The sequence below is a fragment of the Borrelia venezuelensis genome (assembly GCF_023035835.1).
GTDB classification, from domain to species: Bacteria; Spirochaetota; Spirochaetia; order Borreliales; family Borreliaceae; genus Borrelia; species Borrelia turicatae.
Map to the genome: position 1 here is coordinate 1 of NZ_CP073228.1, position 22,055 is coordinate 22,055.

At 31.1% G+C, this 22,055-nt stretch carries 26 protein-coding genes and 3 pseudogenes; 14 read left to right on the top strand and 15 right to left on the bottom strand.

The window, feature by feature from the left end; translation table 11 throughout:
• Positions 1–69: 69 nt before the first annotated feature.
• From bvRMA01_RS05700 to bdr (bvRMA01_RS05755), 12 genes are all read right to left on the bottom strand, one after another.
• Positions 70–435, bottom strand: coding sequence for a hypothetical protein (locus tag bvRMA01_RS05700; RefSeq protein WP_247032723.1), 366 nt, complete (start codon positions 433–435; stop codon positions 70–72).
• Positions 404–595 carry a hypothetical protein gene (locus bvRMA01_RS05705; protein WP_247032724.1) on the bottom strand — a complete coding sequence of 64 codons (192 nt, stop codon included), beginning with the start codon at positions 593–595 and terminating at the stop codon, positions 404–406. The genes bvRMA01_RS05700 and bvRMA01_RS05705 overlap by 32 nt, the downstream gene beginning before the upstream one ends.
• 158 nt (positions 596–753) lie before the next feature.
• Entirely contained in the window at positions 754–1,593 is an 840-nt protein-coding gene (thyX, locus tag bvRMA01_RS05710; RefSeq protein ID WP_247032725.1) for an FAD-dependent thymidylate synthase, read from the bottom strand.
• Between the two features lie 265 nt (positions 1,594–1,858).
• On the bottom strand, positions 1,859–2,749 hold the full coding sequence (locus bvRMA01_RS05715) for a P12 family lipoprotein (RefSeq protein WP_247032726.1): 891 nt from the start codon (positions 2,747–2,749) through the stop codon (positions 1,859–1,861).
• Between the two features lie 542 nt (positions 2,750–3,291).
• Entirely contained in the window at positions 3,292–4,353 is a 1,062-nt protein-coding gene (locus bvRMA01_RS05720) for a variable large family protein (RefSeq protein WP_247032727.1), read from the bottom strand.
• A gap of 141 nt (positions 4,354–4,494) precedes the next feature.
• Entirely contained in the window at positions 4,495–5,514 is a 1,020-nt protein-coding gene (locus bvRMA01_RS05725) for a variable large family protein (protein WP_433996731.1), read from the bottom strand.
• A 125-nt stretch (positions 5,515–5,639) separates the two neighbouring features.
• Positions 5,640–6,626: a variable large family protein gene (locus tag bvRMA01_RS05730; protein WP_433996732.1), complete on the bottom strand. Its 987-nt coding sequence runs from the start codon at positions 6,624–6,626 to the stop codon at positions 5,640–5,642.
• Between the two features lie 124 nt (positions 6,627–6,750).
• On the bottom strand, positions 6,751–7,782 hold the full coding sequence (locus bvRMA01_RS05735; RefSeq protein ID WP_247032786.1) for a variable large family protein: 1,032 nt from the start codon (positions 7,780–7,782) through the stop codon (positions 6,751–6,753).
• A gap of 137 nt (positions 7,783–7,919) precedes the next feature.
• Positions 7,920–8,549 (bottom strand): Vsp/OspC family lipoprotein, encoded by a 630-nt coding sequence (locus bvRMA01_RS05740; RefSeq protein ID WP_433996733.1) that lies wholly within the window; start codon positions 8,547–8,549, stop codon positions 7,920–7,922.
• A 115-nt stretch (positions 8,550–8,664) separates the two neighbouring features.
• Positions 8,665–9,657: a variable large family protein gene (locus bvRMA01_RS05745; RefSeq protein WP_247032788.1), complete on the bottom strand. Its 993-nt coding sequence runs from the start codon at positions 9,655–9,657 to the stop codon at positions 8,665–8,667.
• 208 nt (positions 9,658–9,865) lie between these two features.
• Positions 9,866–10,504 (bottom strand): Vsp/OspC family lipoprotein, encoded by a 639-nt coding sequence (locus bvRMA01_RS05750; protein ID WP_349643005.1) that lies wholly within the window; start codon positions 10,502–10,504, stop codon positions 9,866–9,868.
• 220 nt (positions 10,505–10,724) lie between these two features.
• Entirely contained in the window at positions 10,725–11,171 is a 447-nt protein-coding gene (bdr, locus tag bvRMA01_RS05755; protein ID WP_247032758.1) for a Bdr family repetitive protein, read from the bottom strand.
• Positions 11,172–11,422: 251 nt separating this feature from the next.
• Between bdr (bvRMA01_RS05755) and bvRMA01_RS05760 the strand changes: the two genes are divergently transcribed.
• On the top strand, positions 11,423–11,842 hold the full coding sequence (locus bvRMA01_RS05760) for an Mlp family lipoprotein (RefSeq protein ID WP_247032759.1): 420 nt from the start codon (positions 11,423–11,425) through the stop codon (positions 11,840–11,842).
• 164 nt (positions 11,843–12,006) lie between these two features.
• Here the strand turns inward: bvRMA01_RS05760 and bvRMA01_RS05765 are convergent, their stop codons facing one another.
• The 3 genes from bvRMA01_RS05765 to bvRMA01_RS05775 all read right to left on the bottom strand — a co-directional run bounded on the left by bvRMA01_RS05765 (position 12,007) and on the right by bvRMA01_RS05775 (position 12,853).
• Positions 12,007–12,168, bottom strand: a complete 162-nt coding sequence (locus bvRMA01_RS05765) for a hypothetical protein (RefSeq protein ID WP_247032760.1) — start codon at positions 12,166–12,168, stop codon at positions 12,007–12,009.
• An 83-nt stretch (positions 12,169–12,251) separates the two neighbouring features.
• Complete coding sequence (locus tag bvRMA01_RS05770; RefSeq protein ID WP_247032762.1) at positions 12,252–12,542, bottom strand: hypothetical protein; 291 nt, start codon at positions 12,540–12,542, stop codon at positions 12,252–12,254.
• A 149-nt stretch (positions 12,543–12,691) separates the two neighbouring features.
• Entirely contained in the window at positions 12,692–12,853 is a 162-nt protein-coding gene (locus bvRMA01_RS05775) for a hypothetical protein (RefSeq protein WP_247032764.1), read from the bottom strand.
• 193 nt (positions 12,854–13,046) lie between these two features.
• On the opposite strand from bvRMA01_RS05775, the gene bvRMA01_RS05780 reads away from it, so the two are divergent.
• From bvRMA01_RS05780 to bvRMA01_RS05835, 13 genes and pseudogenes are all read left to right on the top strand, one after another.
• Positions 13,047–14,144 carry a plasmid maintenance protein gene (locus bvRMA01_RS05780; RefSeq protein WP_247032765.1) on the top strand — a complete coding sequence of 366 codons (1,098 nt, stop codon included), beginning with the start codon at positions 13,047–13,049 and terminating at the stop codon, positions 14,142–14,144.
• A 9-nt stretch (positions 14,145–14,153) separates the two neighbouring features.
• Positions 14,154–14,717: a DUF226 domain-containing protein gene (locus bvRMA01_RS05785; RefSeq protein ID WP_247032766.1), complete on the top strand. Its 564-nt coding sequence runs from the start codon at positions 14,154–14,156 to the stop codon at positions 14,715–14,717.
• Positions 14,693–15,523 (top strand): ParA family protein, encoded by an 831-nt coding sequence (locus bvRMA01_RS05790; protein WP_247032767.1) that lies wholly within the window; start codon positions 14,693–14,695, stop codon positions 15,521–15,523. Before bvRMA01_RS05785 ends, bvRMA01_RS05790 begins: the two co-directional genes overlap by 25 nt.
• 9 nt (positions 15,524–15,532) lie before the next feature.
• Positions 15,533–16,114: a chromosome replication/partitioning protein gene (locus tag bvRMA01_RS05795; protein ID WP_247032770.1), complete on the top strand. Its 582-nt coding sequence runs from the start codon at positions 15,533–15,535 to the stop codon at positions 16,112–16,114.
• A gap of 15 nt (positions 16,115–16,129) precedes the next feature.
• A pseudogene (gene bdr / locus bvRMA01_RS05800) lies at positions 16,130–16,353 on the top strand (Bdr family repetitive protein); the annotation flags it as partial.
• 416 nt (positions 16,354–16,769) lie between these two features.
• Positions 16,770–16,937 carry a hypothetical protein gene (locus bvRMA01_RS05805; RefSeq protein ID WP_247032772.1) on the top strand — a complete coding sequence of 56 codons (168 nt, stop codon included), beginning with the start codon at positions 16,770–16,772 and terminating at the stop codon, positions 16,935–16,937.
• Positions 16,928–17,173 (top strand): ERF family protein, encoded by a 246-nt coding sequence (locus bvRMA01_RS06225; protein ID WP_283847963.1) that lies wholly within the window; start codon positions 16,928–16,930, stop codon positions 17,171–17,173. Before bvRMA01_RS05805 ends, bvRMA01_RS06225 begins: the two co-directional genes overlap by 10 nt.
• Positions 17,174–17,229: 56 nt before the next feature.
• The gene (locus bvRMA01_RS06230; protein ID WP_283847965.1) at positions 17,230–17,322 is read left to right on the top strand and encodes an ERF family protein; all 93 of its coding nucleotides are present in this window, start codon (positions 17,230–17,232) and stop codon (positions 17,320–17,322) included.
• A 111-nt stretch (positions 17,323–17,433) separates the two neighbouring features.
• Entirely contained in the window at positions 17,434–17,712 is a 279-nt protein-coding gene (locus bvRMA01_RS05815; protein ID WP_247032774.1) for a hypothetical protein, read from the top strand.
• Between the two features lie 24 nt (positions 17,713–17,736).
• Positions 17,737–18,600, top strand: a pseudogene (locus tag bvRMA01_RS05820) (variable large family protein); the annotation flags it as partial.
• 140 nt (positions 18,601–18,740) lie between these two features.
• Complete coding sequence (locus tag bvRMA01_RS05825; protein WP_247032776.1) at positions 18,741–19,385, top strand: Vsp/OspC family lipoprotein; 645 nt, start codon at positions 18,741–18,743, stop codon at positions 19,383–19,385.
• A 208-nt stretch (positions 19,386–19,593) separates the two neighbouring features.
• Positions 19,594–20,516 (top strand): annotated as a pseudogene (locus bvRMA01_RS05830) (variable large family protein).
• 164 nt (positions 20,517–20,680) lie between these two features.
• Complete coding sequence (locus tag bvRMA01_RS05835) at positions 20,681–21,856, top strand: variable large family protein (protein ID WP_433996735.1); 1,176 nt, start codon at positions 20,681–20,683, stop codon at positions 21,854–21,856.
• The last annotated feature ends 199 nt before the right edge of the window (positions 21,857–22,055 follow it).

Genomic DNA, 22,055 nt, shown 5'->3' on the forward strand with positions numbered 1-22,055 from the left:
TAGTTTAGTTTTTAATAGTATAAGCTTATCTTAAAAAGATATGTGATATTATGCACAATTAATTCAATTTTAGCTTTTATTTCTATACTCATAACACACTTTTTTAATTGATTCAAATACTTTCTCTTCAGGATTTTCTTCAACAGGAGGAGCAGGGGTAGGAGGATTTAAAAACATAAAATAATTATCAAAAACACTAGCAAGTCTTTTCTCTATTCTATAATGGTCTTTTACATCTATATTAAGATTTTCATCTCTACCCTCTACATTAGGTAAATTATCTTTACCATATTTAATATGTTCAAGTAATTCTTTAACTTTGCCCTTATCGTTCAGTTTTAATAAAAACCTTTTAATATATTCTTCTATTTTAGATACATCTCCTTTTAAATGGATATCAAAATTAGCTGGCTGAACTACCTTTGGATAATTCATTTTTTAATGCATTAACAAAAAAAGTTAATGTATCAAACTCTTCTTTATTAAGTTTAAGATTATCTCTCCAATCTGATTTTAAATTAACATTAACTGGATTTTGCAATAAATTATCTTTATTATTTATTATTTTTATTATTATAATCTTTAAATAAATCACAACTTACAAAACAAATCATACAAAATATAAATACAACTCTATACATAAAATTTATCTTCTTGCTCACACACAAAATCCAAAATCAACTTACTCATTATAAATATAATATATCTCATTATTACTGTTATTCAAGATACAATAAGAGGAAACTTTGTTTATTATGTAATATTAAGTTTATCTTTTAACCTATTTAATGCATTATCATCCAATTTGAGTTTACTAATATTTAATGCACCAGAAATCGCTATTATCTCTTCATAAGACAATCTACACCCTTTTAAGATATGATTCTTAAAACTTTTAGTAGCAATAGGCACAATCTTTTCAATAACATCAAGCAATATCCTGGCATATTCACGCATCTCTTTTGATGAATTTTCCCTAACCTCTTTCGATTCATTTAATGCCAACCTTATTTTGATAAAATGAAAAAGATTATTTAAATCAATCTGCCAATACCATTCGGTATATAAGCTTAAAGGTAAAGCTATTCTAGAAACTTCCTTTAAAACATTACAATTTATCATATTTTGATATAGTTTGTAACAAGAACTTTGGCTTTTCTTTAAATTATCTATTATATCCTTTGTCAAGTCATATTCAGTCTTTTCATTTCCACTCTGACTACTCTTAACACTTTGAATCTTTATGTCTTCTTCTGAAGGAAGATAAAACTCTTCTCTCAGCAAACTATATGAACCAGACACTTCATTAATCCTTGCTGTTCTATGTCTCATCCATTGTCTTGCAACAAATATAGGGGCCTTAACATAAAATGTAAAAACCACTTGTTCAAATGGACTTGTATGCTCATTTCTTATCAAATAATCGATAAGCTCATCATCTTCCCTCCTAATGCTTTCACCTCGATATGAAATTCTTGATGCTTGAACTATTCTCTCGTCACTACCCATATAATCAACAAGCTTGATAAAGCCTTTATCTAAAACCTTATATTCCTTATTTAACAAATCATCTTTTTCGATATCAGTATTCAAAAGCAATTACCCCTCAAAGCTTTAAAATAATTTATTGGTTATTCAATTTAAATCATTATAACAAAAACTTTTTAAAAATAATTCAAAACAACAATCCTTATCCTTATTTAAACCCTTAAGATGGAAATATCAAATAAACACACAGTCAAATCTTAAAAGTAATTAGTTTGTAGAAACTACTTTAAATAAAATCAAGAAGGGTTCCTCTATAAGGAACCCTTCTTGCAAATACTAATGTTATAAAATATTTAAATCTTTACCATCTCTATCTTGCAAGATTCTCTAGAACAGACTTTGCATCTTTAATGAGTCCCTCTATCTCTTTCTTTCTTCCTATTACTTCTCCTATATCAGAAGAAGAGGATTCCAATAAACTTGAAACATTTTCTGCATAGCGTCGCGAATCTCTAGCTAGAAAATCACTATTCCCTCTTCTTGACCACCGGTAACTTCTACGTTTATTCTCTCTTAATCTTTCAGTAATAGCTTCTCTTAAAGTTTCTTGGGACTTATTAAAGAAAAATTCTGCAGATCTTCGTTCGTCAAGACCATTATCAACTTTAATCCTAAGCATATCAATCTGAGACCTTTGATCATTTAACTTATTTTGCAATTGAGTTAGGGAACTTTTTTTTGCTCTATTCTCTCTCCTACTTTTTAAAGAATAATTCTCTCTTTTATTTTTAAGTTCTGAGAGTGTATCATAAAAACTAAACTCTAATTGCTTATATTCACTTTTGAGTTTAAGTGCATCCTCAATTAATTGCTGGAATCCAGAATCTCCAAGAGCACTTTTTACTTTTTCAATTTCTTCTTGGGCTTTCTTCTCTTCATCAGTACTTGGAACTAAATCTTTTTCGTCTATTACTATTTCTTGCTGAAGATAATATGGATATACTTGTTGAGGCACCACAAATCCCGCATTAACAGGTTTTACTTCCATATCTTGCTGTATTTCTACTTCTTCTTCAAAATCATCTATAACAACTTCTTTTTGTTCCTGATTTTCTTGTTTATGATTTAAATCTTTATTATCTTTGCTTTCATCTAAAAATTTTTCCCTTGCTTTATCTAGCAATTCATTAAGGGCATTTATATCACATGATAACAAACATAATAATGTTAACATACATACTGATAAAATACTTCTCTTCATATCTCCCTCCTGGGATATCAAATTATTTAATTATTGAATCTCGATATTGAAATATAACAATTACTGGTAAATATACACCTTTTATTTTAAATTTCAAATAAATTATTAAAATAATATAATTATCTCACTTTGACCTACTTAAAACACAACAAAACTATTTTATTAAGTAAATTTATACAATAAAGAACAAAGATATTATCTTAATATAAAACTTGTAATTAATTACATCCAATTTAAACTTTAAAAAAATAAATAAAAAATCAATTAACTAAAGTAAACACATCATTCAATAAAAACAAAAACTAAGAAACCTCGTTCCTACCTTTACTTTCCGAATAATTTTACTCACTTACTAATCAAAACTAATCTCATAATAATCATTTACCTCTGTTAAACAAGGTTTATCAAGAACTTGTTTACTGATCTTTAGTACAAATATTTAATATAATAAAATTCAAAAAAAGGAAAACATTCTTATGAAAAGAAAAGTTTTCCTCAAATGACTTTATTTAGATTATTTTTAGATTATTTAATTAGCTAATTTATTTAGTAACAGCAGGAGTAGTAGGTTGAGCGGCACTAGCTTCAGTTGATTCAGTAGTAGTCTCAGAGTACTGTATTCCCTTAACAGCTTTTTTTATCTTATCTAGTTCACTTGATACTGTTCTCTTAATTATTATATCGAGTATTCCTAATACCTTATTTACAACAGTTATAGCAGCCGCTTTAACTGCACCATCTTCATTAGCAGCAGCACTAAGTTTACCGGTTTTAGTCATAGCTTTAAGAGCAACAGCTGCAGCTAAGTCTGCATTACTCTTAGCACCAGCAGCAGCAATTTTAGTAGCTAGAGCTCCTGCTTCATTATTATTGCCTGCAGCAAGTTCAGCATCAATCTTAGCATCTTTAATCTTACCAATCATAGCCCATGGATCAGCTTTAGATACCTCTTCAGCTAGATTAGGACCAGAGTTAGCAGCTGCAGCAGCACCAGACTTTGCAAGAGCTGATCCTGCCTTATCATCACCAGCAGCCACTGGACTACCAGCTTTACCGGTATCAATCTTTACGCCTGATTCTTTAGCAGTCTCAATTATAGCTTTAACTTCTTTAATAACAGTTTCAACACTATCTTTATCGGCAGCAACTGCAGCAGCATTAGCAGTATCAACAATGTCAGCACCATCATTAGTTACACCAGCAAGTGTAATTAGAGCAGAAATTAGTTGCTCAAAGACATCACTAGCACTGCTAATTGTACTCTTAACAGCTTCAATTGTGCTGCTATTAGCATTTTTTGCTTCAAATATATCACCTGATAGCTCTTTTAACTTCCCCTTAGTATCACCTAAACCTTTTTTTATTTTTTCAAAGTGTTCACCAACTTTACTTCTCTTGTCACCAGATTTAACTGCTGTAAGTCCCAAAGCATCACCAATAGCATTACCAAAGATGCCAAAAATCTCTTGAAATCCATGCCCTATCTTAACTAATGAATTTAAGAATGTGGTTTTAGGATCTTCCATCTTAGTACTCCCACTGCCACAGCCAAGAAGTAAAAATAAAGTCATTAATAACACACTTAAAGTAATTCTTTTCATCATCACGTGCCTCCTTATTAATCTAAAGGGGGAAACTAGACATAACTAAAAGGAAAACAATTCTCATGAAGAGAGACATAGTTTTCCTAAAATGACTTTATTTAGTTATGTATTTGTTATTAAATTCTAACAGTTCTTATTAACTTAAGAGGTTGTATTATCAGTAGTTACGAGATTATCAGTAGGATTAATTTTCATAGAATCTTTAACTTCCTTAAGTCCTCTGTCAATTGTTTCTCTTATAGCAATAGTTAAAGTATTTAGTGCCTTGTTTACAGCACTTATAGCTGCACCTTTAACTGCAGGAGCATATTCAGCAGCAGCAGCACTAGGACCAGCAAATTTACCACCCTTTGCCATAGCTCTTAAAGCTATACCTCCTGCTATAACTGCATCTTTCTTACCATTACCAGCATCACCATTACCAGCATTATGTTTAGCTAGCATAGCAGAATCACCATTATCCTTAACAATAGCTTGAAGAATATCAGCCCCAGTTACAGCACCAACAGCTTTAAGAGCATCAGCAGCTGATTTTTTTGCAGCATCTGCAGCACCTGCATTATTATTAGCAAATAATATACCTGCAGCAGTAGCAACACGATTACCAAGATCAGTAGCTTGCTTAGCATCCCCCGCTTCAGGATTACCTTCTTTAAGTACCAATTCTACAATTAACTTAATACCCTGTACTAATTTATCGACATCTCCAGCAACACCGCCATTATTGTCAGCAGCAACATTACCAAGTGGATCATTAGCATCACCAATAGCCTCACTAACGGTTTTAGCACCTTGAGTTATTTTATCAAGAGTGGTGTTAACCAAATTGGTTACAGCGGTTTCAACTGCAGAAGCATTAGGATTATTTTCAGATTTCATGTCAGAAACAATTTTCTCAAGGGATGTCTTAGTTGTTGTTAAGCTTTTTTCTATAGTCTTAAAATAGTTCCCAACATCAGATTTTTTAGTATTAGTATTAAAACCTAAAACCCCTCCAACCATATCACTAAGGGAAGTGAAAACATTTAAGAAGTCATTACCTAAACTAATAACAGATTTTAAGAATCTGCTCTGAGAATCCTCAGCCTTAGTACTGCCACTGCCACAGCTAAGAAGCAAAAATAAAGTCATCAATAACGCACATAAAGTAATTCTTTTCATTATTACGTGCATCTTTGTTTACTCAAGGGAAAGTTAGATATAACTAAAAGGAAAACGATTCTCATAAAAAGAGAAGGGTTTTCCTAAAATGACTTTATTTAGTTATGTTTATTAATAATTTTTTATTATTGTTGTCCACTAGCTGTTGCGTCTGCAGGTGTAGCTTCTGCAGATTTATCTTCTTGTTTAACAGCTGCTAGTGCTTCACTTATTGACTTTAATCCATTATCAACAGTATTTCTTATTGCTATTATTAGAGGACTTAAAGTCTTACCAACAGCATTAGCAGCAACACCATTGACTGCATTAGCATATTTATCACTAGCATCTTGTTTAGCAGCGAATTTACCACCCTTAGCCATTGCTCTCAGTGCTATACCTCCTGCTATGATTGCATCTTTCTGGTTTTCTTTAATCTCTTTTTTATTATCATCTCTCTTAGCAACAGCAATAGCTTGCAAGATGTCAGCACCAGTTACAGCACCTATTGATGCACTTGCCTTAGATTCTTCCGTATCTTGAGCCCCATCATCTTTCTTTGCAAACAACTGTCCAATTTTTTTCTTATCAGAATCAATTGTTTTATCAGATTTTTCATTTCCTTCACCATCTTTCAAAACTACATCAACAATAGTCTTAATAGCCTTAACAAGGGCATTGACACTTGTAGTGTCTGCTGTTACAGCATCTTGTCCTTCTTTAGGAGCACTACCAATCTTATCGTCACCAGCAGTCCCTGTTGCTGCTGTTTTAGCCCCTTCAGCGATCTTATCTAATGTGTTAGTGATAAAGTGCTCAACAACTGTTTTAAGTTTTGGATAGTTACCATTCGTAGCAACAACATCATTTAGTTTGGCTTTAACAGATGTCATAGTGTCAGCAATTTTAGTGAAATACGCTCCTACCTCACTTTTCTTAGTCTCAGCTTTAACACCAAAAGCGCCAGTGATCATATCAGAAAGAGAAGTAAAAACATCTAAGAACCCTTTACCTAAATTAGCAATAGAAGTTAAGAATGTGGTTTTAGAATTTTCCGCCTTAGCACTCCCACTGCCACAGCTAAGAAGTAAAAATAAAGTCATTAATAACGCACATAAAGTAATTCTTTTCATTATTACGTGCCTCCTCTTTCTCAAGGGGACAAGATAGGGGCAAGATATAAATAAAAGGAAAACAATTCTTATAAAGAGAAGAGTTTTCCTCAAATGACTTTATTTAGATTATTTAATAGACAATTTATTTAGCAGCTGCGGGTTGAGTAGAACTAGCTTCAGTTGATTCAGTAGTAGTCTCAGAGTATTGTATCCCCTTAACAGCTTTTCCTACTTTATCTAGTTCGCTTGCTACTGTTTTCTTAATTATTATATCGAGTATTCCTAATACTTTATTTACAGCAGTTACAGCAGCCGCTTTAACTGCATCAGTATCTGCAGCAGTAGCACTAAACTTACCACCCTTAGCCATAGCCTTAAGAGCAACAGCTGCAGCTAAGTCTGCATTAGTCTTTGCTCCAGCTCCATTAGCATCATTAGCATTAGTACCAGTAGCTAATGTTCCAGCGTCTTTATCGTTACCAGCAAGAACAGCGGTATTAGTTGTAGAATTTTTAATCTTATCAATCATAGCCCATGGATCAGCTTTAGCTACTTCAGCTGCTAATTTATCACCAGCGCCCTGACCTGCATTATTACTCCCAATTGCAGCAGGAGCACTAGCAGCAGCAGCATTTACTGCATTACCAGCATATCCAGTTTCAATCTTAACACCAGACTTAGTAGCTGCATCAATAACAGCTTTAATTTCTTCAATAACAGTTTTAACGCTAGCCTCGTCAGCAGCCACTGCAGCCGCAGCACTAGCAGTATCGCCAATGTCAGCACCATCATTAGTTACACCAGATAATTTGATTACAGAGTTAATTAGTTGTTCAAAGACATTACTAGCACTGTTAATCGCATCCTCAACTAATTTAATTGTACTCCCATTAGCATTATTTGCTTCAGATATTTTATCTGATAGCTCTTTTAACTTCTCCTTAGTAGTTGAAAGCCCATCACCTATAGTCTTAAAGTGTTCACCAACTCTACTTCTCTTGTCACCAGATTTAACTGCTGTAAGTCCCAAAGCGTCTCCAATAGCATTACCAAAAATACCAAAAACCTCTTGAAATCCTTGACCTATTTTAACTAATGAATCTAAGAAAGTGGTTTTAGGATCCTCAGCACTAGTACTGCCACTGCCACAGCTAAGAAGTAAAAGTAAAGTAATAAAGCAAGTAAAGAGAGAAAGAAATAAAGAAGAAAAAAAAGCTAAGAGAAGCAAACTCCTAGCTTATTATTTATAGACTTTATTTTATCAGATAATTACCATTAACTAAAAAGTAATCTTATAATAATAATTTATCTTTAATTAGAGGGTTTAACAGGACTTGTAAGCTCATTAATAGCAGCTGTTACTGCCGCTTCAGCATCCTTTAACAACGCATCAATTGCTGTATTTAATTTACCAAGTTCTTCAGCTCCTTTAGTTTTATCACCATTATCTTTCTTTATAGCTTTTTTTGTGTCATCATCAGAAGCATCATTTTTACCAAGAGTAGCATTTTCTCCTTTCACTTTATCTATAAACGCCTTACTTGCAGCTTTAGCGGCAGCAACTTTTGACTTCAATTCAGCAGAAATTCCCTCTTTCTTCTCTAACTGTCCTAACTTAGTGTCTGCAAACAACACTACACTATATGCTCCTGAAATTAAAGAACCATTTTTACCACCATCATCTCCAAGAGTACCAGCAGCCTCAACTTTTTTCCCAATAGCTTTAGCAAGCTCATCAATGGACTTAACTAAAGAATGAACTTCTTTAACACTCTTAGCAAAAGCAACAGTGTCTGTAATGTTCTTAGTTATTTTAGCTAGATCAATAACAGTACCATCAGATTTAGCCACTTCATCATCTTTAAGATTTTTTCCTGAAGTATTACAAGAGCTAAGTAAAAATAAAGTCATTAATAATGCACATAAAGTAATTCTTTTCATTATCACGTGCCTCCTTTTTAACTCAAAGAGGCCAGATATAAACAAAAGGAAAACGGTTCTCATAAAGAGAATGGTTTTCCTCAAATGACTTTATTTAGTTATGTATTATTAATAATTATTTACTGTTTTGTCCACCAATTGCTGCGTCTGCAGGCGTAGTAGAATCAGGATTAATTTTCATAGCATCTTTAACCTCTTTAAGACCCAAATCAATTGTTTTTCTTATTGCAATAGTTAAAGTACCCAATGCTTTGGTTACTGCACTTACAGCTGCGCCTTTAACTGCATCAGTATAATCAGGATTATCAGCAGCTGCAGTAGCAGTAACACCAGGGAACTTACCATTTTTAGCCATAGCTCTTAAAGCCATAGCGCCTGCAATAGTTCCATCTTTAGCACTAGCTGCAGCAGCATCAGAATTTTTAACCATAGCTTTCAAGATGTCAGCGCCAGTTACAGCACCAACAGCTTTAGCAGCATCAGCTGCAACCTTCTTTGCGTCACCAGCAGCAGCACCAACTCCACTATTAGAAGTGGTACCAAATAACTTTCCTGCCTCATCAGTCCCACCATTAGCAGTTCTTGAAGTAGAACCATCACTAGCCTTTTTATCAGTACCAGCATCATGTTTACCTTCTTTAAGAACCAATTCTACAATTAACTTAATTCCCTGTACTAATTTATCGATATCTCCAGCAACACCACCAGAACCCTGAGCAGCAACATTACCAAGTGGATCATTAGCATCACCAATAGCCTCACTAACGGTTTTAGCACCTTGAGTTATTTTATCAAGAGTGGTGTTAACCAAATTGGTTACAGCGGTTTCAACTGCAGAAGCATTAGGATTATTTTCAGATTTCATGTCAGAAACAATTTTCTCAAGGGATGTCTTAGTTGTTGTTAAGCTTTTTTCTATAGTCTTAAAATAGTTCCCAACATCAGATTTTTTAGTATTAGTATTAAAACCTAAAACCCCTCCAACCATATCACTAAGGGAAGTGAAAACATTTAAGAAGTCATTACCTAAACTAATAAGAGATTTTAAGAATCTACTCTGAGAATTCTCAGCACTAGTACTACCGCTCCCACAGCCAAAAAATAAAATAAGATAAAATCAAAGCATAAATATAAGTCTAAAAGATAAAAGAAATCTAAAGGAAGCATAATAAAATAGTAAAGCAAGTAAAGGGAGAATTAAAGAAGAAAAAAAAGCTAAGAGAAGCATACTCTTAGCTTTTTATTTATAGACTTTATTTTATGAGAAAATAACCATTAATTAAAAACTAATCTTATAATAATAATTTATCTCCTAATTAAGACCTAGCGGTCTCTGTCTTAACAGGACTTGCAAGCTCATTAATTGCAGATGTTACTGCCGCTTCAGCAGCCTTTAACAAAGCATCAATTGCTGTATTTAAAGCAATAAGCTCTTTTCCTCCCTTACTTCCATCACTAGTCTTATCTATAGCTTTTTTTAAATGATCATCCGTAACCTCTTTCTTACAAAGATCATCTTCCACCTTTACCTTATCTAAGAATGCCTTGCTTTTATCCTTAGCAGCGGTAATCTTTGACTTTAATTCATCAGAAATTCCAACTTGTTGCTCTAATCCTGTTAACTTAGTATTTATATCAGATATTACACTATATACCCCTACAACTAATGGTCCATTATTACTACTAGCATCAGTTTCAATCTCACCAGTATCCTTCTTAAGCTTTTTCCCAATAGCTTTAGCAAGTTCATCAATGGACTTAACTAAAGTATGAATTTCTTTAACATCTTTAGCAAAAGCAACAGAATCTGTAATGTTTTTAGTTATTTTATCTAGGTCAATAACAGTACCATCAGATTTAGCAGCCTGCCCATCTTTAGTAGCATTCCCTGAAGTATTACAAGAGCTAAGTAAAAATAAAGTCATCAATAATGCACATAAAGTAATTCTTTTCATTATCACGTGCCTCCTTTTTAACTCAACAAGGGGCAAGATGGTTAATAAACTTTGATAAACATAAAAACAAAAACTAAGAACATAAGCACTATAATCGTACAAAGACTGTGTACGATATAACAATTAACAAAATTGATTGTTATTAATGAATAATTAAATGATTTTGATAAAAAATGACTGACACATAATCAATTAAAGAAAAGGTTTACTTAACTTAAATTTACTTATTCAACAATGAATAGACTATGGACATTAATGTTAAAAATATTCCTATATTAAGGGTAATAAGAGTACCAAACATCCAACCATGAAGTCTTAATGTACTCTTAAGTTCCATTTTGTTAACATCAATCTTATTATCCAGATCTTTAATGTCAGATTTTAACTCATTCCTAATAATGTCAATTTTGTTATCAAGTTCAGTTTTAACAGAAATAACTTCAGATTTTAAACTACGCTCTAACATCTCAAGCTTAAGATTAAAATTACTCTCTAAATATTCAATATCTTTATAAGTCAGTTCATTACGGTAATATCTTTTAGAGAGCTCATTTGCAATAAAATCTTGCATACCCATTTTTACAAATTCTTGATATATAATCTCCTCTGTAATATGCCCATTAAAAATTTGTGTACTAGCAACAGAATGTAGTGATGAATCTTGCATAAAATCTCCTTATGTAATTAGTATATAATATCTTAAGTATTATAGGAATCTCATCCTAGTAAAATGGGCTTTAAAAGTACGCATACTTAGAGTCAATAACATATATGATACTGATAGGCTATCTAATGAATCATCATCACTCTTACCATCTCCTTTGTACTTATAAATATCAGATATAGCTTAAGTACATGTACATTAAAGATGTGTAAATAGAGATATATTTTTAAAACAAAAAAGATAAGGGGATTTATATGAATAAAATTAATTTTATTTTGGTTTTATTACTACTAATTAGTAGTTGTGAATATGAGCATGGAAATGCTACACCTAAAAGTAGAGTTAAAAGAAACTTGGAAGAACAAGAAGAAGTACAAAAAACACCTGAAAACGCATTAAGAAAAAAATTAAATGATACTCAAAAAAAAAATCTAGACTTCTTAAAAGAGGCGCTGGGGAGTGAAAGTGATTTCAACAAATTTTTAAATCATGATGAATCTAAAATAAAGGAAGCCCTTGATCATATACATACTGAGCTTGCAAAATGTACAGGTGATAATGCTAGCCAGCAAAAAGAAACTTTTAAACAAGTAGTAAAAGGAGCCCTTAATGATGGTGAAAACTTAGATAATTTTAAAAACCAAGCATCAAGCACTTGTGAAGCAGGAAGTTAAATAAACCTCACACGATCAAAGATGAAAGTTAAGAAAGATAGATTTAAAAAAGAAAGATTTAAAAGAACAAGGCAACAAAAACTCTAGATAAATAAGTGTAAAAAAGAATAAATTAAACTCGTTATAAAAATGGTAAGAGTAACTATAAAATTCGAATTTGAAATCTATATCACACAAATCTTGATATAAAAGCTATTCTTTAAAAAATCTCCAATAATAACACTCAGCTCGTCTAAATCAATATTCTTAATATCAATATCACTATTTGACTTTAAAGATTTGGCAATACTACTAACTTTCTGTTCCAATCTTGAAACCTCAGTCATTACATAACTAATAAAATCATCATCTCTATCAATTACACAGTTGACTAACCCACCACCTATGATAAAAAATAAATTTCCCTTGTTTAAACCTGTACATAAAGCTGCATTTGTACTTGAACATAATACTTGAAGAAATATTTATCTTCTAAAAAATTAGAAAGCCTATTGTATTCAATAGCAGCACTCTTTAAGTAAAAATTATCACTAACTTTGCTCTCAAGTAACTGTGATTCGCCTGTGATACCCACAAACCATCCACCAATTATCAAACCAACTAATATCTCACAATCTTTAATTTTTTTGTAATAATTATATTTATCAACGCCGTTTGCATATTTGTTTTTATGTAACACCTCAATATTACCCAAGTGCATACGTACAAATTCTCTAAATCTTAGATTTTCTAGTTCCTTTCCCTTCCTATAGCTTTGAGTATTTGCTCTCGTATCAATTTTTCTAAATCATCAGCTCCAAGAAACATGATTCCAACTTCACTTGCACCTATACTCTTTAAGACTTTTCTTTACATACTAAAATCAACCTTAATATTAAACTTAAAACATTCATCCTTACCAATTTTTGGTAACTTACGTCTTACCTTATTTATTTTACTTAACTGTTTTTGTTTATCTTTAAGATCTTCTTGACTCTTACATGCAAATGATTCAGAACCCTTAAACACCATCTGCCTGTACAAACTAAATTGTTGAATCCCTACCTCTGATCTTTACTCATTTATTTTTGTTACATTTAACATATTTGATCTCCTTATTATTTGTGTTATAACAAAAAAATATTTTTTATTAAAGACTAGTTTACTTTCCGGTAATAATTACGTTATTATGATTAGTAATAGAACAAATAATAAGGAGTTTCAAATGAGTAGCACAAAAAAGACTACCAACAAATACCAACACAAGTTAATCGTTTTAATATCAACATTAGATTACGTGAACTTCAATCTTAATCAATACTCTCAAAGCAACATACTTTATTACTTTAATAACAATATGAAAAAAAACGACCAAAAACCTATTAAACTTAAAACTCTACAAAGCTATCTCTATAAATTAGAAAAAGTATTTAAAGTAACAATTAATTATTACAAACATTTGGGTGTTAACATGGGAACTGAAATTCATTACAAACTTAAATATTCTAAAAAAGAATGTTACCGCATAATCAATAAACACTTTAGAGATAAAAAAGAAGAAAGACACAAAAACCGTGTTAGTGTATATCTTGAAAAGACTTGCACTAAAAATAGCAGTGTAGAAAAATGGGAGTGTTTTAATAATACTTATAATAATAAAGAAGAAGATAAGAACAACGTAAAATCTATAGAAAAATTACAAGCAAAAAAATACGCTAAAAAATGCAATTTTAAATCAAATGCTTTTATTTCTATTTTGAATTTAGAAGCGAAAAATGATTTTAAAATTCAATTACTGAAAGCAATTAAAATAGCTGAAAATAGTGGGGACAAAAGAATAAATAATATTAAACCAAATCACAGTAAACTTAAGAGTAAACAAAAAGAATTAAGTAAAATACTAGACGAAATAAAAGCCAATCTAGAGAATGAAGGGTATGACAGTAAACAATTAGAAACCCAAATACAAAACGTATATGAACAATATAAAAATAAACCACACTTTATCATAGAAAAAGATAAATACAATGATTTAAAGAAGATAATAGGAAAACTTAAAAAAACAGTTAAACACACTAATAAAAACACACAGAAAAATGAGAGAGACATTAGGAATAACGTATTTAGTATACTTCTTGATCAGTTAAGGTATAAAGTAGACGTATCGGTTTTGGTACCAATATTAAAGAATTATTTAAGCAGACAGAACAAATTAGAATATGACAAGGTATTTAGTAACCATTACTACTATGAACTTTTAGAGTTAATGGAAGATAATAAAAATTATTTACAATTAGAAGAATCTAAAAAAATTACAAGTTAAGGATTAGTTATGGAGAGCGTGTTAGAACGCCTTAAAGAGAAAAAGTTAGAAATTAAGGATAAAGTGAAAAGCAGAGGTCTTTTTATAAAAATAGAAAAAATTGATAACAAAACAATATATCACACAAAGATGATGAATGATTTATATACGTTTGGAGTTCATAGAAGACAAAATAATAAGTTTTTTATCGCATTTAGAGGATTATTTAATCAGGCAAAAATAACACCTTTTAATTTATTTTCTATAAAAGGAGATGATAAATTTTTAGGTATTTATTATGGGTATAGAAAACCAGTACAAAATATCATAACAAAATATGAAGAAAATGGTTTTATGAGGTCATATACCTTCTCAAAGGTTTATTACATAGAATTTAGATTTAAAAAAGGAAATGTGTTTTGTTATATTAAAGGGATGTCGCGTTTGATTAAGCAAAAAAAATCAGAGACACAATATAGTAAATTTTTACTTGAACTAATAATTAATTTAGAAGAACAAGTATACGATTTTTACAGTAAAAAATTGCCAAATGGAGGTCTTATAACTAAATGGATAGAAAAAAACCTAAAGTAATTACGATCGCATCAATTAAAGGAGGTGTTGGAAAAAGTACAAGTGCTATCATACTTGCAACATTATTGGCTCAAAAACATAAAGTACTTTTAATCGATATGGATACCCAAGCTTCAGTTACTAGTTATTTCTTTAACGAGATAAAAGAAAAAAATATAAATTTAATGGAAAAAAATATATGTGAAGTTTTAAAAGGAGATTTAGAGATTGCTAATGCAATTTTTAATATTAAAAGTAGTTTAGATTTACTTCCTAGTTATTTAACCTTACATAGTTTAAATGAAGATTTTTATTGTGCAAATAGGCATAAATCTATTGATTTAAAGCTAAAGGTAGAATTAAGGAGGTTAAAAGTAAAGTATGATTACATAGTGATTGATACTAATCCTAGTTTAGATTTTACATTAAAATGTTCTTTAAATTCTACTGATTATATAATAGTTCCAATGACAGCTGAGAAATGGACAATTGAAAGCTATGAACTTTTAGAGTTTTTCATTAAAAAATTGGAAAGGTTAATACCAATTTTCTTTATTATAACAAGATTTAAAAAAAATAATACCCATAAAAAATTATTGAAAATAATTCAAGAAAAGGACACCTTTTTAGGTGTCGTATCTGAAAGGGAAAATTTAAATAAAAGAATAGCAAGTAACAGTAATTTTGATTTAAAGTCGGATTATATCATAGAATATGATCAAATATTGAGTAATTTATTATATCGCATAAGTCTTAATAACGATACGATAGGAGTTTCTAGTATAAGTTATCCAGCGCTGGAAAACTGTAAAAATTCAACAGAGTAAAGGAATTTTATGAATAAAAAAAATAATGATGAAATAATAATTAATGCAAGAAACTTAAACAATAATAAAAATTCTATTTTATTAACCAATGATGATATTAACGTGAGTGATGACCAAAAAAGATTTAAACTTTTAAAAAGTAAGTTAAAGGATAATATAAAAGATGATATCTATAATAAAATAGAAGCCATGCATATTTTAAGAGAGATAAAGGAAAAAGAATATTATAAGTTAGACGGTTATAAAAGTTTTTCTCAATTTATAAAAGATTATAAGTTGGCTAAATCACAGGCCTATTCTTATTTAAGAATAGCTAGTGCTATTCAAGATGGAATTTTGAAAGAAGAATATCTAGTTGAAAATGGATTTAGGCAGTCTTTATCCTTTTTGGCGGAAAAAGAAAGTACATCAATAAAGAAATCAAGAGTAAATCCAATAAAACCATTAAGATTTCAGCTTAAGAATCAAGAAAGTTATGCTTTTTATAAGCAAAATGCTAAGTTTACAAATTTTTTAATGGATGAACTTTTTAAAGACAAAAAAGATTTACTCGAAGAGTTTATGAAGAAATTTAAAAGTTTAAAAGGCTAGGTATAAGGAGTATTTATGAATAATTTAGCATATAAGACATATAGAACAGAAGATTATAAAGAAGGAGTTTTTTAATAAGGGATTTACTGAAGAAGCTGTGAATTTTATTTCATAATGATAATTTTAACTTTGAAGTTTTAAGAGAAAAGATGAATTCATTAGAACAGCAAATCATTAATGTAGATAAGAATTTACAAAAGGATGTATCTAATCTAGAAAAAAATTTACTTAAAGAAATACAGAGTAATAATGCGTTACTATTAGAAAAGCTTGGTATAGGAAATAGAATGTTAATTATTATGGCAGTGGGATTACCAATAATTATATCTATTGTTATGTTTTTGATAAGTAAGTTTTATATAAGATAAAAAAGTTATTATAAATAAGGATTGATTTTATTTGCAATTTGTTGTATTTTATTTATCATTAGTAGTGCTATCATTTTAGTACTACCTTATTATTTTGTTCAATTTAGACAGACTTTAAGTCTTTGTTAGCAAATTTTTCAAGAAAAGGTGCTAACAAAGACTTAATTTTATACTAAATTATTAGTTTTGTACTTAATGATGCTGTCAAAAATTTTTATAAAATTCGACAAATTTAGTTTTTGATATTATTCTTTTTATATATAAAACAAATAATAAGGAAACTAAATATGACAAAAAATATTGTAAATATAATAACTAGAATGCGTAAAGCAGTTAAGAAACTGGGTAAACAAAAGGGAAAAGTAACAGGTATAATAATAAATGAGCAAAGTTCAGTAGTAAATGAAAATCAAGCAGAGATAAACTTTCTAAAGTCTCTCTACAGTTGCGTATAAATTTAGGTAGTGTTGCTAAGAAGCTTAATGGATATGGATATAAATATCAAAATTTTAATGAGGTAATAAGAGAGATAAAGAATGTTATAAAGAGCAATAATTTAGACATTGATTTCCTGCAGTGTCCAACATTTAAAGTTGCAGGAAATAATACAATTAATGTTGTTACAACAACATTTTATAGTCCCAAGAGTGTATATAGAGAGTCATTTGATATACTTGTTTACAGAGAATGATTTTATTTTTAGGATCAAAAAATCAAAATACATTACCTTAACTTATAGGTTCATATATGACATACGCCAGAAGATATGCTCTTGTAGGATACCTATCAATAGAGATTGACGTTGACACTGATGCTAGTTCATTGGAGCATATTCAATAAACTAATGATGAACTAGCTAGTAGTGTAAATGTTCCACTTATAAATTCTCTAAAGGAAAATAAAACCGTTAATGTTAAAGCAGGAACTAAAAGCATAATAAAACAGCAATTTGTGAGTCATACATCTATAACTAATCTTGAGAGTCTGTCTAAACGCATACCTGCTAAGTATTCTTATTACAAGAAATTTCTTCAAGCATCTAAAAGAATGCATGCGGTATTGTATGAGACACTTTTTGATAGTTTAGAAATGATAGATAAGTTTTTAATACAATTAAAGAATGATGATGATTCTAATATACTCAAGTTTTTTGAAACTAAACCAGAACTTAAAACTATAAAGTATTGGAACGATCTTATAAATAATTATTTAACTTATTTTATTTTTTAATGAGAACTTAGATTACTTTAATTACAGAGTTCTAAAAGTAGATTCTTAAAATTTCTTATTAGTTTAGGTAATGACTTCTTAAATGTTTTTACTTCCCTTAGTGATATGATTTCTGGAGCATTGTGATTTAAGACAGATTCCAAGAAGTCTGATGTTGGGAATTATTTTAAGACTATAGAAAAAAGCTTAACAACAACTAAGACATCCCTTGAGAAAATTGTTTCTGACATGAAATCTAAGAATAATCCTAATGCTTCTACAACTGATGCTGCGGTAAAAACATTAATTGATAATCTTCTTAGTAAGATAATTGAGGGTGCTAAGATTGCTAGTGAGGCTATTGGTTTTGATAGTAACCCAATTGCTAATGTTGCTGCTCAGAATGCAGGTGCTGCTGGTACTGAAGTCGATAAATTAGTAAATGGTATTAAATCAATTGTAGATGTGGTACTTAAAGAAGGTAATCCTGAGGCTGGTGATGATAAAAAGGCTGAAGATGGTAATACTGCAAGAACTGCTAATGGAAATGGTGAAGCAGGTAAATTATTTGCTAGCGATAATGCCGGAGCTGCTGATGCTGCAAAAAAATCTGCTGATGCTGCTGCTAAGGCTAATGCTAAAGATGGAACCATTGCAGGTGCTATTGCATTAACAGCTATAGCTAAGGATGGTAAATTTGCTGGTCCTAGTGCTGCTGCTGCTGAATATGCTCCGGCAGTTAAAGGGGCGGCTTTAAGTGCTGTTACTAAAGCATTGGATACTCTCACTGTAGCAATAAGAAACACTATTGATATGGGTCTTAAAGCCGTTAAAGATTCTATGAAAATTAATCCTACTGATACTCCCGTAACTACTGATAAGCAGATCCCTGAAACTAAGAAGAACTAATAGTCAGGACTAAAGAGTATTTAATAACAATATACATAACTAAATAAAGTCATTTGAGGAAAACTATTTCTCTATTCATGAGATTTGTTTTCCTTTTATTTATGTCTTGCCCTCCTGAGGTAAAAAGGAGGCACGTGATAATGAAAAGAATTACTTTATGTGCGTTATTAATGACTTTATTTTTACTTAGCTCTTGTAATACTTCAGGCGCTGCTACTAAAGATGGGCAGGCGGCTAGATCTGATGGCACTCTTATTGACCTAGTTAAAGTAACTAAGAACATAAAAGACTCTGTTGCTTTTGCTAACGATGTTAAAGACGTTCATACTTTAGTTAAGTCCATTGATGAACTCGCTAAAGCTATTGGAAAAAAGCTTAAGAAGGACGATGGTACTTTTGAAGATGAAACTAATGATAATAATGGACAATTGGTTGTAGTAGCATATAGTATAATATCTGATATAAATACTAAGTTAACAGGATTAGAGCAAAAAGTTGGAATTTTTGATGAACTGAAAGTAAAGATTGCTGATGTTAATGCGAAAAGTAAATTATTTTTAGATAAATTGAGGAGTGATGAATTATGCAAAAAAGATGCTAAAGATGATGATATAAAGAAAGCTATAGAGCGAACTAATGCTGATAAAACTAAGGGAGCTAAAGAACTTGGTGATTTAAACGCAGCAATTGATACTTTGTTAAAAGCTGCTAACGATGCAGTAGAATCTGCAATTAATGAGCTTATAACCCCTGCTAAGTCAGAGCCTACTACTCAATCTAACTAAGGATAAATAATTTAATTTATTATTATAAGATTACTTTTTAATCAATCGTAATTTTCTGATAAAATAAAGTCTATAAATAATAAGCTAGGAGTTTTCTTCTCTTAGCTTTTTTTGTTTCTTTATTCTATATTTACTTGCTTTACTACTTTATTATACTTTTTAGATTTCTTTTATCTCTTAGACTTATATTTATGCCTTATTTTATCTTATTTTATCACTTAATAAGAACTTAGATTACTTATTTGTGACTTTGTTTTTGCTTCTTAGCTGTGGGAGTGGACAACAACCAGAAGCAGGTAAGGATGGTCAAGTAGCTACAGGAGGGCGAAGTTTAAGTGAAGTGCTAATTGAGTTAGGTAGAAGTGCTGAGAATGTCTTTTACTCATTTATGACATTAGTCCCAGATACATTAAGTTTTACTGCTAAATCAACTACAAAGAAAGAGGATGTAGGAAAATATTTTATAGGTTTAAGTGAGAAACTTGGGCAAGCATCAGCAGAGTTAGAAGAAGTAGCAAAAAAGTCAGAAACAGGTGTTGATAAAGATGGTTTATTAAACAAGGCAATTAAGGAAGCAGTTGATGCTAACAAGGTAGGGGAATCAGCGCTGCAGGAACAGCAGCAGCTGATGCTGAATTAAATGCTTTCTTTAAGGCATTGAAAGGAATTGTAGATACAGCTACTACAGAAGGTGTTGCAAAGCCAAAAGCAGGAGACATAGCGGTAAAAGTAGGTAATGGAACAGATAATAAAGAAGGGGCTAAGATATTAGGTACCGATTTAGCAGCAACAGCAGGGGATTCAAGTAAAGCAGCAATACTATCAACAGTAAGTGGTGATGAAATGCTAGCATCAGTAGTTGCGTCAAAAGAAGGTGATGCAGCACTAGCAGCTAATGCAACTGCACAGACAAGTGCCATTTCCTTTGCTAAAGGGGGTAATGCAGCTCACCTAGCAGGTGCAGATGCACAAGGAGGACAAGGAGAAGTACAAGCTGTAGGAGTTACTGCAGTAAATAAGTTATTAGTAGCAGTAGAAGATATAGTTAAGAAGACAGTAAAGAATGTTCTTGAGAAAGCAAAAGAAAAAATAGATGAGGCAAGAGCTAAAAAACCAGCAGGTCAGCAATAAAATAGATATATTAATTACTTAAAAATAAGATTAGAAGGCATCTTAGATTTATTCTAAGATGCCTTCTATATTGTTGTAATCAAACCTAAGAAGTTAAATTGACTTCTTAATCTAGAATTTCTTTCTTTGATTCATTAGTTAAGATAGGACATGGGTTTCAAGAGATTTTTAGTATTTTTGGAGATTTATTAGGATTTAGTGCTATTAAATCTGATGATACTAGAGATAAGGTAGGTGCACATTTTGAAAAGATAGGAAATGGATTAACAGACACTAAGAATAAGTTAAGTATTCTATCAGGTGAAATATCTGAAGTAAAGAATGTTGATATGAGTACAATTAAAACTGTTATTAGCAATTCTATTAATGTTATTACAAAGCTATTTAATTCTGTAAGCAAACTTGCTAGTGTAGCTAAAGAAGGCGGTAGTATTCCTATTGGTGACAATGGTACTGAGGCAGCAAAGTCTGCTGATAAGATTAGTGTTGATGCAGTAATCGCAGAAGTTAAAGCAATAATTGAAACTGCTACTAGCTCTGATGTACAGATTGAAACAGGAAGAAGTTCTGGTGCTAAAGTTGCTGCTGGTGCTAATACCGCACTTGATGCACTTGTTGGTACTGCAGCAGCAGGGGCTGGTGATAAATTAGCAGCTGAAGTTGCTAAAGCTGATCCATGGGCTATGATTGATAAGATTAAGAGTGCTAAGGCTGTTGCTGTTGGGGCTGAAGTGGCTAGCGTTAAAACTGTTATTGAAGAAGTTAAAGCAATTATTGATGTAGCAGATAAGTCTGGAGTAAAGGTTAAAGCTGGAAATGCTGGTGTTCAGGTAGCTGGGGGTGCTGCTACTGCTGGAGCAGCACTTGTTGGTAAAGCTGATGCTGCAGCACCTGCTGCAGGTGCTGGTTCTAAGCTAGCTGATGAGGTTACTAAAGCTGATCTATGGGCTATGATTGATAAGATTAAGAATGCTAAATTTGAAGGTGCTCTTGCTGTTGGTGATAATAATGAAGCTGGTGCACTTGCAGTTGGTATTGCTGGTAATGGTGGTGATAATCATAATGGTGCAAAAACCAATGCTGATCTGGTAGCAGCTGTTGCTCTTAAAGCTATGACTAAATGTGGTAAATTTAGTGCTGCTAATGATGATGCTGAAGCAGTGAAGGTAGCAGCAGCAAGTGCTGTAAATAAGGTATTAGGAGTACTTGATTTTATTATTAGGAAAACGGTAGCAATCAATCTAGATAAAGTAGGAAAAGCTGTTAAGGGAATAAAGTACTCTGAAACTACTATTGAAACAACTGAAGCTACTACTATTCAACCCGCTGCTGCTAAATAAATTATCTAATTAAATAATCTAAGTAATAAATTCATTTTAGGAAAACTCTTCTCTTTATGAGATTCGTTTTCCTTTTAGCTATATCTTGTAATAATACTCAGGTTGAAATAGTATTGATAGCAATCATTTAACAACAGATTGATGGTAAAATTGTATTTGAGCTTTGTATAAGATAAAGAAAATAGACTAAACATTTATA